This window comes from Roseomonas sp. 18066, assembly GCF_902706185.1.
Lineage (GTDB): Bacteria > Pseudomonadota > Alphaproteobacteria > Acetobacterales > Acetobacteraceae > Pseudoroseomonas.
On record NZ_CACSJM010000084.1, the window covers coordinates 1 to 12833 of the forward strand.

The 12833-nt window shown below is 66.3% G+C and carries 25 protein-coding genes and 1 pseudogene; all 26 read left to right on the plus strand.

Annotation, left to right across the window (positions count from 1 at the left end; genetic code table 11):
* Positions 1-131: pseudogene (tuf, locus tag GVN67_RS17215) on the plus strand (elongation factor Tu); the annotation flags it as partial.
* A gap of 29 nt (positions 132-160) precedes the next feature.
* Positions 161-469 (plus strand): 30S ribosomal protein S10, encoded by a 309-nt coding sequence (gene rpsJ, locus GVN67_RS17220; protein ID WP_159998182.1) that lies wholly within the window; start codon positions 161-163, stop codon positions 467-469.
* 21 nt (positions 470-490) lie between these two features.
* The gene (gene rplC / locus GVN67_RS17225) at positions 491-1177 is read left to right on the plus strand and encodes a 50S ribosomal protein L3 (RefSeq protein ID WP_159998184.1); all 687 of its coding nucleotides are present in this window, start codon (positions 491-493) and stop codon (positions 1175-1177) included.
* A gap of 10 nt (positions 1178-1187) precedes the next feature.
* Positions 1188-1808, plus strand: a complete 621-nt coding sequence (gene rplD, locus GVN67_RS17230) for a 50S ribosomal protein L4 (protein WP_159998186.1) — start codon at positions 1188-1190, stop codon at positions 1806-1808.
* Complete coding sequence (locus tag GVN67_RS17235; protein ID WP_159998188.1) at positions 1805-2137, plus strand: 50S ribosomal protein L23; 333 nt, start codon at positions 1805-1807, stop codon at positions 2135-2137. The genes rplD and GVN67_RS17235 overlap by 4 nt, the downstream gene beginning before the upstream one ends.
* A gap of 4 nt (positions 2138-2141) precedes the next feature.
* Positions 2142-2975 (plus strand): 50S ribosomal protein L2, encoded by an 834-nt coding sequence (rplB, locus tag GVN67_RS17240; RefSeq protein ID WP_159998190.1) that lies wholly within the window; start codon positions 2142-2144, stop codon positions 2973-2975.
* 5 nt (positions 2976-2980) lie between these two features.
* Positions 2981-3259 carry a 30S ribosomal protein S19 gene (gene rpsS, locus GVN67_RS17245; RefSeq protein WP_076958669.1) on the plus strand — a complete coding sequence of 93 codons (279 nt, stop codon included), beginning with the start codon at positions 2981-2983 and terminating at the stop codon, positions 3257-3259.
* Positions 3260-3262: 3 nt separating this feature from the next.
* Positions 3263-3667, plus strand: coding sequence for a 50S ribosomal protein L22 (gene rplV / locus GVN67_RS17250; protein WP_159998192.1), 405 nt, complete (start codon positions 3263-3265; stop codon positions 3665-3667).
* A 1-nt stretch (position 3668) separates the two neighbouring features.
* Positions 3669-4346, plus strand: coding sequence for a 30S ribosomal protein S3 (gene rpsC / locus GVN67_RS17255; RefSeq protein WP_159998194.1), 678 nt, complete (start codon positions 3669-3671; stop codon positions 4344-4346).
* A gap of 12 nt (positions 4347-4358) precedes the next feature.
* Positions 4359-4781, plus strand: a complete 423-nt coding sequence (gene rplP, locus GVN67_RS17260; protein WP_159998196.1) for a 50S ribosomal protein L16 — start codon at positions 4359-4361, stop codon at positions 4779-4781.
* A 4-nt stretch (positions 4782-4785) separates the two neighbouring features.
* Entirely contained in the window at positions 4786-4992 is a 207-nt protein-coding gene (gene rpmC, locus GVN67_RS17265; protein WP_076958673.1) for a 50S ribosomal protein L29, read from the plus strand.
* A gap of 18 nt (positions 4993-5010) precedes the next feature.
* Positions 5011-5310 (plus strand): 30S ribosomal protein S17, encoded by a 300-nt coding sequence (gene rpsQ, locus GVN67_RS17270; protein WP_159998198.1) that lies wholly within the window; start codon positions 5011-5013, stop codon positions 5308-5310.
* Positions 5311-5325: 15 nt separating this feature from the next.
* Positions 5326-5694 (plus strand): 50S ribosomal protein L14, encoded by a 369-nt coding sequence (gene rplN / locus GVN67_RS17275; protein ID WP_076958675.1) that lies wholly within the window; start codon positions 5326-5328, stop codon positions 5692-5694.
* Positions 5695-5697: 3 nt separating this feature from the next.
* Positions 5698-6015, plus strand: coding sequence for a 50S ribosomal protein L24 (gene rplX / locus GVN67_RS17280; RefSeq protein ID WP_159998200.1), 318 nt, complete (start codon positions 5698-5700; stop codon positions 6013-6015).
* The gene (rplE, locus tag GVN67_RS17285) at positions 6012-6572 is read left to right on the plus strand and encodes a 50S ribosomal protein L5 (protein WP_159998202.1); all 561 of its coding nucleotides are present in this window, start codon (positions 6012-6014) and stop codon (positions 6570-6572) included. Before rplX ends, rplE begins: the two co-directional genes overlap by 4 nt.
* Before the next feature lie 51 nt (positions 6573-6623).
* Positions 6624-6929 carry a 30S ribosomal protein S14 gene (gene rpsN / locus GVN67_RS17290; RefSeq protein ID WP_159998204.1) on the plus strand — a complete coding sequence of 102 codons (306 nt, stop codon included), beginning with the start codon at positions 6624-6626 and terminating at the stop codon, positions 6927-6929.
* Between the two features lie 9 nt (positions 6930-6938).
* Complete coding sequence (rpsH, locus tag GVN67_RS17295; protein WP_076958679.1) at positions 6939-7337, plus strand: 30S ribosomal protein S8; 399 nt, start codon at positions 6939-6941, stop codon at positions 7335-7337.
* 13 nt (positions 7338-7350) lie between these two features.
* A complete protein-coding gene (gene rplF, locus GVN67_RS17300; RefSeq protein WP_159998206.1) occupies positions 7351-7884 on the plus strand; it encodes a 50S ribosomal protein L6 in 534 nt (177 codons plus the stop codon).
* Between the two features lies 1 nt (position 7885).
* A complete protein-coding gene (gene rplR / locus GVN67_RS17305; protein ID WP_159998208.1) occupies positions 7886-8248 on the plus strand; it encodes a 50S ribosomal protein L18 in 363 nt (120 codons plus the stop codon).
* Positions 8249-8260: 12 nt separating this feature from the next.
* The gene (gene rpsE, locus GVN67_RS17310; protein ID WP_159998210.1) at positions 8261-8875 is read left to right on the plus strand and encodes a 30S ribosomal protein S5; all 615 of its coding nucleotides are present in this window, start codon (positions 8261-8263) and stop codon (positions 8873-8875) included.
* Positions 8868-9065, plus strand: a complete 198-nt coding sequence (gene rpmD / locus GVN67_RS17315; protein ID WP_076958683.1) for a 50S ribosomal protein L30 — start codon at positions 8868-8870, stop codon at positions 9063-9065. The genes rpsE and rpmD overlap by 8 nt, the downstream gene beginning before the upstream one ends.
* Before the next feature lies 1 nt (position 9066).
* Positions 9067-9564: a 50S ribosomal protein L15 gene (gene rplO, locus GVN67_RS17320; RefSeq protein ID WP_159998212.1), complete on the plus strand. Its 498-nt coding sequence runs from the start codon at positions 9067-9069 to the stop codon at positions 9562-9564.
* Positions 9565-9670: 106 nt separating this feature from the next.
* On the plus strand, positions 9671-11032 hold the full coding sequence (gene secY, locus GVN67_RS17325; RefSeq protein WP_159998214.1) for a preprotein translocase subunit SecY: 1362 nt from the start codon (positions 9671-9673) through the stop codon (positions 11030-11032).
* 123 nt (positions 11033-11155) lie between these two features.
* Positions 11156-11803 carry an adenylate kinase gene (locus tag GVN67_RS17330; protein ID WP_159998216.1) on the plus strand — a complete coding sequence of 216 codons (648 nt, stop codon included), beginning with the start codon at positions 11156-11158 and terminating at the stop codon, positions 11801-11803.
* Positions 11804-12054: 251 nt separating this feature from the next.
* Positions 12055-12432, plus strand: a complete 378-nt coding sequence (rpsM, locus tag GVN67_RS17335) for a 30S ribosomal protein S13 (protein WP_076958687.1) — start codon at positions 12055-12057, stop codon at positions 12430-12432.
* 1 nt (position 12433) lies between these two features.
* A complete protein-coding gene (gene rpsK / locus GVN67_RS17340; protein ID WP_159998218.1) occupies positions 12434-12826 on the plus strand; it encodes a 30S ribosomal protein S11 in 393 nt (130 codons plus the stop codon).
* The last annotated feature ends 7 nt before the right edge of the window (positions 12827-12833 follow it).

The window sequence follows — 12833 nt, forward strand, 5'->3', positions numbered from 1 at the left end:
TGCCGGGCGATAACGTCTCGATGGACGTCGAGCTGATCGCCCCGATCGCCATGGATGAAGGCCTGCGCTTCGCGATCCGCGAAGGCGGCCGCACCGTCGGCGCCGGCGTCGTCGCCTCGATCAGCGCGTAACGGATAGCGGGAAGAGATAGGCGCCAGACATGGACAGCCAGAACATCCGCATCCGCCTCAAGGCGTTCGATCACCGCGTGCTGGATGGCAGCACGCGGGAGATCGTGAACACCGCGAAGCGGACCGGCGCGCGCGTGCGCGGGCCGATTCCGTTGCCGACGCAGATCGAGCGGTTCACCGTGAACCGTTCGCCGCATGTCGACAAGAAGAGCCGTGAGCAGTTCGAGATTCGGACTCACCGGCGTCTGCTTGATATCGTCGATCCCACCCCGCAGACCGTGGACGCGCTGATGAAGCTCGACCTGGCCGCCGGCGTGGACGTCGAGATCAAGCTCTAAGGCCCGGGGGAGAAATCTACCATGGCCGCGAAGAATGGTCGCACCGGCCTGATCGCCAAGAAGCTGGGGATGACCCGGCTGTTCAATGACGACGGCTCGACCGTGCCTGTCACCGTGCTGCACCTGGATCAGGTGCGCGTCGTGGCTGCCCGCACGGATGAGAAGGACGGTTACACTGCGGTTCAGCTGGGCATTGGCCTGGCGAAGCCGAAGAATGTCTCGAAGCCCAACAAGGGTCATTTCGCCAAGGCGGGTGTCGAGGCTCCGAGGAAGGTTGTGGAATTCCGCGTGGCCGCTGACGCCGCGCTGGAGCCCGGCACGAAGCTGACCGTCGGTCACTTCGTGAAGGGTCAGCTGGTGGACGTCACCGGCACGTCGAAGGGCAAGGGGTTTGCCGGCGCGATGAAGCGCTGGAACTTCTCGGGCCTCGAAGCGTCGCACGGCGTGTCGATCAGCCACCGTAGCCACGGTTCGACGGGCAACCGTCAGGATCCGGGCAAGACCTTCAAGAACAAGAAGATGGCTGGCCATCTGGGCGTTGAGCGCATTACCACGCAGAACCTGGAGATCGCTGGTTTCGATCTCGAGAAGGGTCTGCTGATGGTCAAGGGCGCGGTGCCTGGTGCGAAGGGCGGGTATGTGCTGGTTCGGGACGCCGTGAAGGTCGCCCGTCCTGCCGATGCGCCGTTCCCCGCGGCCGTGGCCTGAGGGTTAGGACATGCAGGTTCCTGTCATCACCCTGGACAACGGCCAGGCCGGCGAGATCGAACTCCCGGAAGCCCTGTTCGCCGCTTCTCCCCGCGCTGACGTGATGGCGCGCGTGGTGCACTGGCAGCTCGCCAAGCGCCGCGCCGGCACCCACAAGGTGAAGGGCATGGGCGAGGTCTCCGGCACCACCAAGAAGCCGTATCGGCAGAAGGGTACCGGCAACGCCCGTCAGGGCTCGCTGCGCGCGCCGCAGTTCCGCACCGGTGGTGTGGTTCACGGCCCGGTGGTCCGCGAGCATGGCTATTCGCTGAACAAGAAGGTCCGCCGTCTGGGCCTGATCAGCGCGCTGAGCCAGAAGGCTGCCGAAGGCAAGCTGATCGTGCTCGACACGGCGGCCATGGGCGCCGACTTCAAGACCGCCGCCATGGCCTCCAAGGTCAAGGCGCTGGGCTGGAAGAGCGCGCTGGTCGTCGACGCGACGGTCGACGAGACCTTCGGTCGCGCGGTGCGCAACCTGAAGAACGTGAACGTTCTGCCGACGCTCGGCGCGAATGTTTACGACATTCTGAAGCATGACGTGCTGGCGGTGACCCGCCAGGCCGTCGAGGCGCTGAAGGAGCGGCTGGCATGAGCGAGACCGCGACCAAGAAGCCGAAGTTCGTGATCTCGCGCGAGAAGATGTATCAAAGCATCCTCGCGCCGATGATCACCGAGAAGGCTTCCGGCCTGGCCGAGCTGAGCCAGTACACCTTCAAGGTGCCGCTGACCGCGACCAAGCCGGAAATCAAGGCCTCCATCGAGGGTCTGTTCGGGGTGACTGTCGTCTCCGTGAACACCCTCGTCATGAAGGGCAAGACCAAGCGGGTGCGTGGCCGTGAGGGCCAGCGCTCCGACTGGAAGAAGGCGGTCGTCCGCCTGGCCGAGGGCCAGAGCATCGACCTCACCACGGGGCTCGCTTAACGCCATGGCGCTGAAGCACTTTAACCCGGTCACCCCCAGCCTGCGCGGAACGGTCCTCATCGACCGTTCCGAGCTGTTCAAGGGCAAGCCGGTCAAGCAGCTGACGGAGGGCAAGAGCCACTCCGGCGGCCGCAACAATCATGGCCGCATCACCGTTCGGTTTCGTGGGGGTGGGCACAAGCAGACCTACCGCCTGATCGACTTCAAGCGGCGCAAGTTCAATGTGCCTGCCACGGTCGAGCGGCTGGAATACGATCCGAACCGCACGGCGTTCATCGCGCTGCTGAAGTACGAGGATGGCGAGCTCGCCTACATCCTCGCGCCGCAGCGCCTGAAGGTCGGTGATTCGGTCGTGGCCGGTGAGCGCGTCGACATCAAGCCGGGCAACGCGATGCCGCTCGGCTCGATCCCGGTCGGCACGATCATCTACAACATCGAGATGAAGCCCGGCGCCGGCGGCAAGATCGCCCGTTCGGCTGGCACCTTCTGCCAGCTGGTCGGCAAGGACGCCGGCTATGCCCAGGTCAAGCTGCAGTCCGGCGAAGTGCGCCTGCTGCGGGGCGAGTGCATGGCCTCGATCGGTGCGGTGTCCAACCCGGACAACCAGAACCAGCATCTCGGCAAGGCTGGCCGTTCGCGCTGGCTGGGCCGCAAGCCGCATCAGCGCGGCGTCGTCATGAACCCGGTCGACCATCCGCATGGCGGTGGTGAAGGCCGGACCTCGGGCGGCCGCCACCCGGTCACGCCGTGGGGCAAGCCGACCAAGGGTTACAAGACCCGCACCAACAAGCGCACGGACAAGCTGATCGTCCGTCGTCGCAATGTGACGAAGGGCTGACCGCGATGTCGCGCAGTGTCTGGAAGGGGCCGTTCGTCGACGGCTACCTGCTGAACAAGGCGGAAGCGGCGCGTGCCTCCACCCGCAACGAGGTCATTAAGATCTGGTCGCGTCGGAGCACGATCCTGCCGCAATTCGTCGGGCTGACCTTCGGTGTCTACAACGGCAAGAAGTTCATTCCCGTCCAGGTGTCCGAGAACATGGTGGGGCATAAGTTCGGCGAGTTCTCGCCGACCCGCACCTTCACCGGGCATTCCTCGGACAAGAAGGCGAAGCGGGGCTAAGCGATGAGCAAGCCGAAGCACGAGCGCACGCTCGCCGAAACTCAGGCGCAGGCCGTCACCCGGAACATCCGGGTGTCGCCCTACAAGCTGAACCTGGCCGCTGGTCTGATCCGGGGCAAGAAGGCGCAGGACGCGGTTGCGATCCTGACCTTCTCCAAGCGCCGGATCTCGCAGACCGTGAAGGCGACGCTGGAATCGGCCATCGCGAATGCGGAGAACAACCACCAGCTCGACGTCGACCGCCTGGTCGTGTCGCGGGTGGAAGTGGGCCGCGCCATCGTGATGAAGCGCTTCCACGCCCGCGGCCGCGGCAAGGCGGCCCGGGTGGAGAAGTGGTTCAGCCACCTTTCCATCGTGGTCGCCGAGCAGCCGGTGCCGACCGAGCCGGCGCAGCAGGAGGCCGCGTAACATGGGCCATAAAGTCAATCCGATCGGGCTGCGGCTCGGCATCAACCGCACCTGGGATAGCCGCTGGTACGCCGGCCATGACTATTCCCGGCTGCTGCATGATGACCTGAAGCTCCGCAAGACCCTGAAGGATCGCCTGAAGGGCGCGGGCGTCTCGAAGGTCATCATCGAGCGTCCGGCGAAGAAGCCCCGCGTGACGATCCATGCCGCCCGTCCGGGCGTCGTGATCGGCAAGAAGGGCGCCGACATCGAGGTGCTGCGCAAGGACCTGGCGAAGCTCGCCGGGGCCGAGGTCGCGCTGAACATCGTCGAGATCCGCAAGCCGGAGATCGAGGCGCAGCTGGTGGCCGAGAGCATCGCCCAGCAGCTCGAGCGCCGCGTGGCGTTCCGCCGCGCGATGAAGCGTGCCGTGCAGTCCGCCATGCGCCTCGGCGCCGGCGGCATCCGGATCAATTGCGGTGGCCGCCTGGGCGGCGCCGAGATCGCGCGGATGGAGTGGTATCGCGAAGGGCGGGTGCCGCTGCACACGCTGCGCGCCGATATCGACTACGGCACCGCGACCGCGAAGACCACCTATGGCACCTGCGGTGTCAAGGTCTGGATCTTCAAGGGCGAGATCATGGCCCATGATCCGCTGGCGCAGGACAAGCGCGCCGCGGAGCAGGCGCCGCAGCGCTGAGGATAAGAGACAATGCTTTCTCCGAAGCGCACGCGGTTCCGTAAGGCGCACAAGGGTCGGATCAAGGGCTTGGCGAAGGGCGGCTTCTCGCTGTCCTTCGGCGGCTTCGGCCTCAAGGCGCTTGAGCCTGAGCGGGTCACCGCCCGCCAGATCGAAGCCGCTCGTCGTGCCATCACCCGCGCCATGAAGCGCCAGGGCCGGGTGTGGATCCGCATTTTCCCGGACGTTCCCGTCTCCACGAAGCCTGCGGAAGTCCGCATGGGTTCGGGCAAGGGCGCGCCGGAATACTGGGTTGCCCGTGTCAAGCCGGGTCGCATCATGTTCGAGATCGACGGTGTGTCGCTCGAGACGGCGCGTGAAGCGCTGGGTCTCGGTGCGGCGAAGCTGCCGATCAAGACGAAGCTGGTGACCCGCCTGGGCGCCGCGGAGGCCTGAGCCGATGACCAAGATCGTGGATGTCCGCGGCAAGACCGCGGACGAGCTGAAGACGATGTTGCTGGATCTCCGCAAGGAGCAGTTTAACCTGCGCTTCCAGCGCGCGACGGGCCAGCTTGAGGCGGTTTCCCGCATCAAGGTGGTGCGTCGTGACATCGCGCGTGTTAAGACCGTGCTGGCCGAGCAGTCCCGCTCGGCCGCCAAGGCCTGACGAGAGGAGACCCCGGCAATGCCGAAGCGCGTCCTCACCGGGCGGGTGGTCAGCGACAAGATGGACAAGACCGTGACGGTCCTTGTCGAGCGTCGCGTGATGCATCCGCTCTACAAGAAGTTCATCCGGCGTTCGAAGAAGTACGCCGCGCATGACGACGCCAACCTGTGCGTGGAAGGTGACCTCGTTTCCATCGAGGAATGCCGCCCGATCAGCAAGCGGAAGACCTGGCTGGTGATCGAGCGCAATGGCGCCGCGGTCACGACGCCGGGCTTCACCGTGGGCGCTGCCCCGGTCGCCGCTGCGGCGCAGGCCTGAGGAACGGACTGACCGATGATTATCGTTGAGTCCAACCTCGAGGTTGCCGACAACTCGGGTGCACGCCGCGTGCAGTGCATCAAGGTGCTCGGTGGCTCCAAGCGCCGTACCGCCTCGGTCGGCGACGTCATCGTGGTGTCCGTGAAGGAAGCGATTCCCCGCGGCAAGGTGAAGAAGGGTGACGTGCAGCGCGCGGTGATCGTGCGCACCGCCTACCCGGTTCGCCGCCAGGATGGCACGGCCATTCGGTTCGACCGTAACGCTGCGGTTCTGATCAACAAGCAGAACGAGCCGATCGGCACCCGCATCTTTGGCCCGGTCGTTCGTGAGCTGCGCGCGCGCAAGTTCATGAAGATCATCTCGCTGGCGCCGGAGGTTCTGTAATCCATGGCCGCGAAGATCAAAAAGGGCGACCGCGTCCAGATCCTGACGGGTAAGGACAAGGGCAAGCGCGGCGAAGTGCTGCGCGTGCTGCCCGAGGAAGGCCGTGCCGTCGTGCAGGGCCTGAACATCGTGAAGCGCCACACCAAGCCGAAGGGCATGGGGCAGCAGGGTGGGATCATCGAGAAGGAGGCGTCGCTCGACCTCTCCAACATCGCGCTGATCGACCCGAAGTCCGACAAGCCCACCCGCGTCGGCTTCAAGGTGCTCGAAGACGGCAAGAAGGTCCGGGTCGCGAAGGCCTCGGGCGAGGTGATCGCATGAGCGAGGCGAAGGAACTGCCGCGCCTGCAGCAGCTGTATGCTGATGTGGTGCGGAAGAAGCTTCAGGACGAGTTCGGCTATGGCAGCCCCATGGAGCTGCCGAAGCTGTCGAAGATCGTCATCAACATGGGCGTGGGCGAAGCCGCCGGCGACCAGAAGAAGCTTGAGGCGGCCCTGGCCGACCTCACCGTCATCGCCGGCCAGAAGCCGGTGAAGACGCTGGCGAAGAAGGCCATCGCGGGCTTCAAGATCCGCGAAGGCCAGGCGATCGGCTGCAAGGTCACCCTGCGCCGCGCCCGCATGTACGAGTTCCTGGACCGCCTGGTCACCATCGCGCTTCCGCGCATGCGTGACTTCCGTGGCATTCCTGGTAATAGGGGCTTCGACGGCCGCGGGAACTACTCGCTCGGCCTGAAGGAGCAGATCGTGTTCCCCGAAATCAGCTATGATAAGGTGGACACCATCCGTGGCATGGACATCGTCTTTGTCACGACCGCGAAGACGGACAAGGAAGCCAAGTCCCTGCTGAAGGGCTTCGACCTTCCCTTCGTCAACTGAGTTGGAAAACCGCCCGGATGGTCCGGGCAGGTTCCGGAGGATTTAGACCGCATGGCCAAGACATCGGCTGTCGAGAAGAATCAGCGCCGCGAGCGCCTCTCGAAGCTGCACAAAGCCAAGCGCGCCGCCCTGAAGGCCGTGGTCATGGACCGCGAGCTTCCGGTGGAGGAGCGCTTCGACGCGACGTTGAAGCTCGCCCAGCTGCCGCGCAATGGCGCCAAGGTGCGTGTGCGCCTGCGCTGCGAACTGACTGGCCGCCCGCGCGGCAATTACCGCAAGTTTAAGCTGAGCCGTAACGCGCTCCGTGATCTGGCCTCGTCGGGCCAGATTCCGGGGCTCGTCAAGGCCAGCTGGTAAGGGGGCCGCATGTCGCTGTCCGATCCGCTGGGCGATATGCTCACGCGCATCCGAAACGGGCACCAGGCCCGCAAGGCGCGCATCTCTTCGCCCTCCAGCCGTCTTCGTGCCGATGTGCTCGAAGTGCTGAAGCGCGAAGGCTATATCCGTGCGTGGCGCTCCGAGCAGGTCCGCCCGGGTGTTGCCGTGCTCGATATCGAGCTGAAGTATTCTGAGGGTGAGCCCGCGATCAAGGAAATCGAGCGCGTCTCGAAGCCTGGTCGTCGCGTCTACTCGAAGATCAAGGAGCTGCCGAAGTTCTACAACGGACTCGGCATTTCCATCCTCTCCACGCCGCGTGGCGTGATGAGCGACAATGAGGCCCGCGCTGCCAATGTTGGCGGCGAGGTCCTCTGCCGCGTGTTCTGAGGGAGGGATAGACATGTCGCGCGTCGGCAAATATCCCGTCCCCGTTCCTGCGGGCGTGACGGTCGCTGTCGAGGGCAAGACCCTGACCGCCAAGGGCAAGCTCGGGCAGCTCTCGCTCGCGCTGACCGATGCGGTCGAGGTCGAGGTGGCGGACAACCAGGTGGCCGTGAAGCCGCTCGGTTCCGATCGCCGGGCCCGCACGCTGTGGGGCACGACCCGCAGCCTGATCAACGGCATGTGCATCGGGGTCTCCACCGGCTTCTCGAAGTCGATGGAAATCACCGGCACGGGTTACCGCGCCGCGATCCAGGGCAGCGACCTGGTGCTGAGCCTCGGCTTCAGCCACGAGATCCGCTACCCGGTTCCGGCCGGCATCAAGATCACCTGCGAGCGTCCGACGGCCATCAAGGTCGAAGGCGTCGACAAGCAGCAGGTTGGTCAGGTGGCCGCCGAGATCCGTGGCTATCGCGGTCCCGAGCCCTACAAGGGCAAGGGCGTGCGGTACACGGACGAGGTCATCCTCCGGAAGGAGGGGAAGAAGAAGTAAGATGGCCGACAAGCTCGCATTGCAGCGCCGCCGTCGCGCGCGCCTGCGCTACCAGCTGCGGATCAAGAGCGGGGGCCGTCCGCGGCTCTCCGTTTTCCGCTCGGGCAAGCACATCTATGCCCAGGTCATCGACGACAAGGCGGGTCGCACCCTCGCCGCCGCGTCTTCCATCGAGAAGACGCAGCGCGAGAGCCTCTCGACCGGCGCGGACAAGAACGCGGCCAGTGTGGTCGGCAAGCTGCTTGCCGAGCGCGCCCTGGCGGCGGGCGTGACCGACGTTGTCTTCGATCGTGGCCCCTACCTGTATCACGGCCGGGTGAAAGCCCTGGCGGACGGCGCCCGCGAGGGCGGGCTGTCGTTCTAAGGAGCACAGAAAATGGCACGTGAACCGAGGAGCGGCGGCGGTGGCGATCGCGACCGCGGCCGCGGCCGTGGCCCGGAGCGCAACAATGAGCGCGAGCCGGGCGACGAGCTGAAGGACAAGCTGGTCACGATCAACCGCGTCGCCAAGGTGGTGAAGGGTGGCCGTCGCTTCTCCTTCGCCGCCCTGGTCGTGGTCGGTGACGAGAAGGGCCGCGTTGGCTGGGGCGCCGGCAAGGCACGCGAAGTGCCCGAGGCGATCCGCAAGGCGACCGAGCGCGCGAAGAAGACGATGATCCGCGTCCCGATGCGCGAGGGTCGTACCCTGCATCATGACGTGGTCGGCGAATTCGGCGCTGGCCGTGTCATCCTGCGCGCGGCGCCCGCCGGTACCGGCATCATCGCCGGTGGTCCGATGCGCGCGGTGTTCGAGACCCTGGGCATGGGCGACGTCGTCGCCAAGTGCACGGGTTCCACGAACCCGCACAACATGGTCAAGGCGACCTTCGCCGCCCTGACGCGCTCCACCAGCCCCCGGGCTGTGGCCTCGCGTCGTGGCAAGAAGGTCTCCGACCTGCTGGGTCCGCGCAAGGACGCCGAGCCTTCGACGGAGGCTTCGGCCAATGTCTGAGAAGAAGACCGTTCGGGTGACGCAGGTCGCGTCCCCCATCGGCCGCAAGCCCGGTCAGCGCGAGACGCTGATCGGTCTGGGTCTCAACAAGATCCGCCGCTCGCGGGAGCTGGAGGATACTCCGGCCGTGCGCGGCATGATCCGCAAGGTCGCGCACCTGATTCAGGTGGGCGAGACCACGGAGAAGTAAGATGAAGCTGAACGAGCTGCGCGACAATGACGGCGCGCGGAACAAGTTCAAGCGCGTCGGTCGCGGCATCGGTTCCGGTAAGGGTAAGACCTCCGGCCGTGGCGTGAAGGGCCAGAAGGCCCGCACCGGCGTGTCCCTGAACGGCTTCGAAGGCGGCCAGCTGCCGATCTATCGGCGTCTGCCGAAGCGGGGCTTCGTCAATCCGTTCCGCAAGGAATACGCGCCGATCAACCTCGGCACGATTGACGCCGCCATCGAGTCCGGCCGGCTTCCCGCTGGTCAGACCCTCGACGAGGCGACGCTGGAGGCCGCTGGCCTGGTCCGCACGGGCGCCAAGATCGCAGGCGTTCGCCTGCTGGCCCGCGGCGAGATCAAGCGCGCCGTGACCATCTCGGTCGCCGGGGCTTCGGCCGCGGCCATCGCGGCGGTCGAGGCGGCGGGCGGCAGCGTCACGGTGCTGGCCCCGGCGCCGGCGAAGGAAGAGAAGCCCGCCGCGTAAGCCTTGCGCCCCCCACCCTCGGGGGGCTAGGTGAGCACGACCGGGTTGGCAGCGGCGCCGCGGGAATCACCCCCCGGCGCCGCAGTCATGTTGAAGGGGCGAATTCATGGCTTCCGCCGCCGAACAGCTCGCGGCCAATCTGAATCTCGGGGTCCTGTCCAAGGCGACCGAGCTGAAGAAGCGCATCTGGTTCACGCTGGCCGCGCTGATCGTCTACCGCATCGGCACCTACATCCCCGTGCCGGGCGTCGATGCCACCGTGATGGCGGATATCCTGCGCCAGCATGGCGGGGGCATCCTGGGCATGTTCGACATGTTCACGGGTGGCGCGCTGGGCCGCATGACGGTCTTCGCGCTGAACATCATGCCCTATATCTCGGCCAGCATCATCATCCAGCTGATGTCTGCCGCCGTGCCCAGCCTGGAGGCCCTCAAGAAGGAGGGCGAGTCCGGCCGGAAGAAGCTCAACCAGTACACCCGCTACCTGACGGTGGTGATCGCCATCTTCCAGTCCTACGGCATCGCCGTCGGGCTCGAGAGCATGCAGGGCAGCTTCGGCGCGGCGGTCTACGACCCCGGGCTGTTCTTCCGCATCAGCTGCATGGCGACGCTGGTCGGCGGCACGCTGTTCCTGATGTGGATCGGCGAGCAGATCACCGCCCGCGGCATCGGCAACGGCATCAGCCTGATCATCTTCGCCGGCATCGTCGCCAACGTGCCCGGCGCGCTGGTCTCGACGCTGGAGCTCGGCCGCACCGGCGCGCTGTCGCCGATCTTCATCGTCGCCTTCGGGCTGATCGCGCTGGCCGTCATCGCCTTCGTGGTCTTCATGGAGCGCGCGCAGCGGCGGATCCCGATCCAGTATCCGAAGCGCCAGGTCGGCAACCGGATGTTCGGCGGCGAGAACACCCACCTGCCGCTGAAGCTGAACACCGCCGGCGTGATCCCGCCGATCTTCGCCTCCTCGCTGCTGCTGCTGCCGGCGACCTTCGCCGGCTTCTCCGGCACGCAGGAGGAAGGCTGGCTGACGCGGATCGCCGGCGCCCTGGCGCATGGCCAGCCGCTCTACATGGCGGCCTATGTCGGGCTGATCATCTTCTTCGCCTTCTTCTACACGGCCGTCGTCTTCAATCCGACGGAGACGGCCGACAACCTGAAGAAGAATGGGGGCTTCGTCCCCGGCATCCGCCCGGGCCAGGCGACCGCCGACTACCTGGACCGCGTGCTGAGCCGCCTGACCGGCGTCGGCGCGGTCTATCTCTGCATCGTCTGCCTGCTGCCCGAGATCCTGATCAGCCAGTACGGCGTGCCCTTCTATTTCGGTGGCACTTCCCTTCTGATCATTGTTTCGGTCACCATGGACACGGTGGCCCAGGTGCAGTCGCATCTCTTCGCCCACCAGTATGAGGGGCTGATCCGCAAGGCCCGGATGGGTGGCGGTCGCGGCGGGGCGCCGCGGCTGCGCTGAGGCCCAGGGCTTTCGGGTTCCTGGGGGCGAGACGAGGCGGGGCCGGGGGGTGTGCAAGCGCCCGCCGGCCGCGTCGTGAGGAGGACGGCAGATGACGCGCAGGAAGGCGGGGACGAAGCGAGGATGAACCTGATTTTGCTGGGGCCCCCGGGGGCCGGGAAGGGCACCCAGGCGAAGCGGCTGGAGGAGCGCCACGGCATCGCGCAGATCTCCACCGGCGACATGCTGCGCGCCGAGGTCAAGAGCGGCAGCGAGATCGGCCGCCAGGCCAAGGCGATCATGGAGCAGGGCGGGCTGGTGCCCGACGCCATCATCACCGCCATGCTGGCCAACCGCGTCTCGCAGCCCGACTGCGCCCGCGGCTTCATCCTGGATGGCTTCCCGCGCACCACGCCCCAGGCCGAGGCGCTGGACGTGATGCTGAAGGAGAAGGGCCTGCAGCTCGACCAGGTGATCGAGCTGAAGGTGGACGACGCGGCGCTGGTCGAGCGCATCGCCGGCCGCTTCACCTGCGCCCAATGCGGCACCGGCTATCACGACAGCTTCAAGCCGACGGCCAAGCCCGGCATCTGCGACAGCTGCGGCAGCACCGAGTTCGTCCGCCGCGCCGACGACAAGGCGGAGACGGTGGCCGCCCGGCTCGAGGCCTATCACCGCCAGACGGCGCCGCTGCTGCCGTATTACGCGGCGCAGGGCAAGCTGCGCCAGGTCGACGGCATGGCCTCGATGAACGAGGTCGCCCGGCAGATCGAGGTCGTGCTCGGCCGCTGAGGCCGGCTCGCGACCAGAAGAACGGGAAAGGGGCCTGCGGGCCCCTTTTTTCATGGCGCGGCGGCGCCGGCAGACAGGGCTTGACTCTCGCCCCGGTTGCTCGGTAAATCCGCGCCTCTCGCGGTCGGGGTCTCCTCGGCCGCGTAGATGGTTGCGTTTCGATCACTACGATTCGGGGCGCGCCGATCACCTTCGCCGGACGCATTGCCGGTACGAACGGGAGCCCCCGGGGCTCCAGGAGCAGGTCATCGATGGCACGCATTGCAGGCGTGAACATTCCCACCAACAAGCGCGTTCTCATTTCCCTTCGCTACATTTACGGCATCGGTCCGGCGAATGCGAAGGTGATCTGCGAGCAGCTGGCCATCCCCGAGGATCGCCGCGTCAACCAGCTGACGGATGAGGAAATCCTCAAGATCCGTGAGCTGATCGACCGCGAATACCGGGTCGAGGGCGATCTGCGTCGCGAGAACGCGATGAACATCAAGCGCCTGATGGACATGGCCTGCTATCGCGGCCTGCGTCACCGCAAGGGCCTGCCCGTCCGTGGCCAGCGCACGCATACCAATGCGCGCACCCGCAAGGGCAAGGCTGTCGCGATTGCCGGCAAGAAGAAGGTGACCAAGTAACATGGCCCGTCAGCCCACCGGTCGTCCGCGCAAGAAGGAACGCAAGAATATTGCGTCCGGCGTTGCCCACGTGCTCGCCTCCTTCAACAACACCATCGTCACCATCACCGACAGCCAGGGCAACGCGATCGCTTGGTCGTCCGCCGGCAGCCAGGGCTTCAAGGGTTCGCGCAAGTCGACCCCTTACGCCGCCCAGGTCGCCGCCGAGGATGCCGGCCGCAAGGCCCGCGAGCACGGCATGGAGACGCTGGAGATCATGGTCTCTGGTCCCGGTTCGGGTCGTGAATCCGCCCTGCGCGCGCTGCAGGCCGTCGGCTTCTACGTCACCGCCATCCGCGACGTGACCCCCATCCCGCACAACGGCTGCCGTCCGCGCAAGCGGCGTCGGGTCTGAGGCGAGG

Excerpts from the sequence above, each read along its gene's own strand:
- rplV (WP_159998192.1), top strand. The coding sequence starts at position 3,263 with ATGAGCAAGCCGAAGCACGAGCGCACGCTCGCCGAAACTCAGGCGCAG.
- rplN (WP_076958675.1), top strand. The coding sequence starts at position 5,326 with ATGATTATCGTTGAGTCCAACCTCGAGGTTGCCGACAACTCGGGTGCA.
- rplB (WP_159998190.1), top strand. The coding sequence starts at position 2,142 with ATGGCGCTGAAGCACTTTAACCCGGTCACCCCCAGCCTGCGCGGAACG.
- rplR (WP_159998208.1), top strand. The coding sequence starts at position 7,886 with ATGGCCGACAAGCTCGCATTGCAGCGCCGCCGTCGCGCGCGCCTGCGC.
- rpsQ (WP_159998198.1), top strand. The coding sequence starts at position 5,011 with ATGCCGAAGCGCGTCCTCACCGGGCGGGTGGTCAGCGACAAGATGGAC.
- rpmD (WP_076958683.1), top strand. The coding sequence starts at position 8,868 with ATGTCTGAGAAGAAGACCGTTCGGGTGACGCAGGTCGCGTCCCCCATC.
- secY (WP_159998214.1), top strand. The coding sequence starts at position 9,671 with ATGGCTTCCGCCGCCGAACAGCTCGCGGCCAATCTGAATCTCGGGGTC.
- rplX (WP_159998200.1), top strand. The coding sequence starts at position 5,698 with ATGGCCGCGAAGATCAAAAAGGGCGACCGCGTCCAGATCCTGACGGGT.
- rplD (WP_159998186.1), top strand. The coding sequence starts at position 1,188 with ATGCAGGTTCCTGTCATCACCCTGGACAACGGCCAGGCCGGCGAGATC.
- rpsS (WP_076958669.1), top strand. The coding sequence starts at position 2,981 with ATGTCGCGCAGTGTCTGGAAGGGGCCGTTCGTCGACGGCTACCTGCTG.
- rpsC (WP_159998194.1), top strand. The coding sequence starts at position 3,669 with ATGGGCCATAAAGTCAATCCGATCGGGCTGCGGCTCGGCATCAACCGC.
- rpsN (WP_159998204.1), top strand. The coding sequence starts at position 6,624 with ATGGCCAAGACATCGGCTGTCGAGAAGAATCAGCGCCGCGAGCGCCTC.
- GVN67_RS17330 (WP_159998216.1), top strand. The coding sequence starts at position 11,156 with ATGAACCTGATTTTGCTGGGGCCCCCGGGGGCCGGGAAGGGCACCCAG.
- rplO (WP_159998212.1), top strand. The coding sequence starts at position 9,067 with ATGAAGCTGAACGAGCTGCGCGACAATGACGGCGCGCGGAACAAGTTC.
- rpsK (WP_159998218.1), top strand. The coding sequence starts at position 12,434 with ATGGCCCGTCAGCCCACCGGTCGTCCGCGCAAGAAGGAACGCAAGAAT.
- rplF (WP_159998206.1), top strand. The coding sequence starts at position 7,351 with ATGTCGCGCGTCGGCAAATATCCCGTCCCCGTTCCTGCGGGCGTGACG.
- rplC (WP_159998184.1), top strand. The coding sequence starts at position 491 with ATGGCCGCGAAGAATGGTCGCACCGGCCTGATCGCCAAGAAGCTGGGG.
- rpsE (WP_159998210.1), top strand. The coding sequence starts at position 8,261 with ATGGCACGTGAACCGAGGAGCGGCGGCGGTGGCGATCGCGACCGCGGC.
- rplP (WP_159998196.1), top strand. The coding sequence starts at position 4,359 with ATGCTTTCTCCGAAGCGCACGCGGTTCCGTAAGGCGCACAAGGGTCGG.
- rplE (WP_159998202.1), top strand. The coding sequence starts at position 6,012 with ATGAGCGAGGCGAAGGAACTGCCGCGCCTGCAGCAGCTGTATGCTGAT.
- rpsH (WP_076958679.1), top strand. The coding sequence starts at position 6,939 with ATGTCGCTGTCCGATCCGCTGGGCGATATGCTCACGCGCATCCGAAAC.
- GVN67_RS17235 (WP_159998188.1), top strand. The coding sequence starts at position 1,805 with ATGAGCGAGACCGCGACCAAGAAGCCGAAGTTCGTGATCTCGCGCGAG.
- rpmC (WP_076958673.1), top strand. The coding sequence starts at position 4,786 with ATGACCAAGATCGTGGATGTCCGCGGCAAGACCGCGGACGAGCTGAAG.
- rpsJ (WP_159998182.1), top strand. The coding sequence starts at position 161 with ATGGACAGCCAGAACATCCGCATCCGCCTCAAGGCGTTCGATCACCGC.
- rpsM (WP_076958687.1), top strand. The coding sequence starts at position 12,055 with ATGGCACGCATTGCAGGCGTGAACATTCCCACCAACAAGCGCGTTCTC.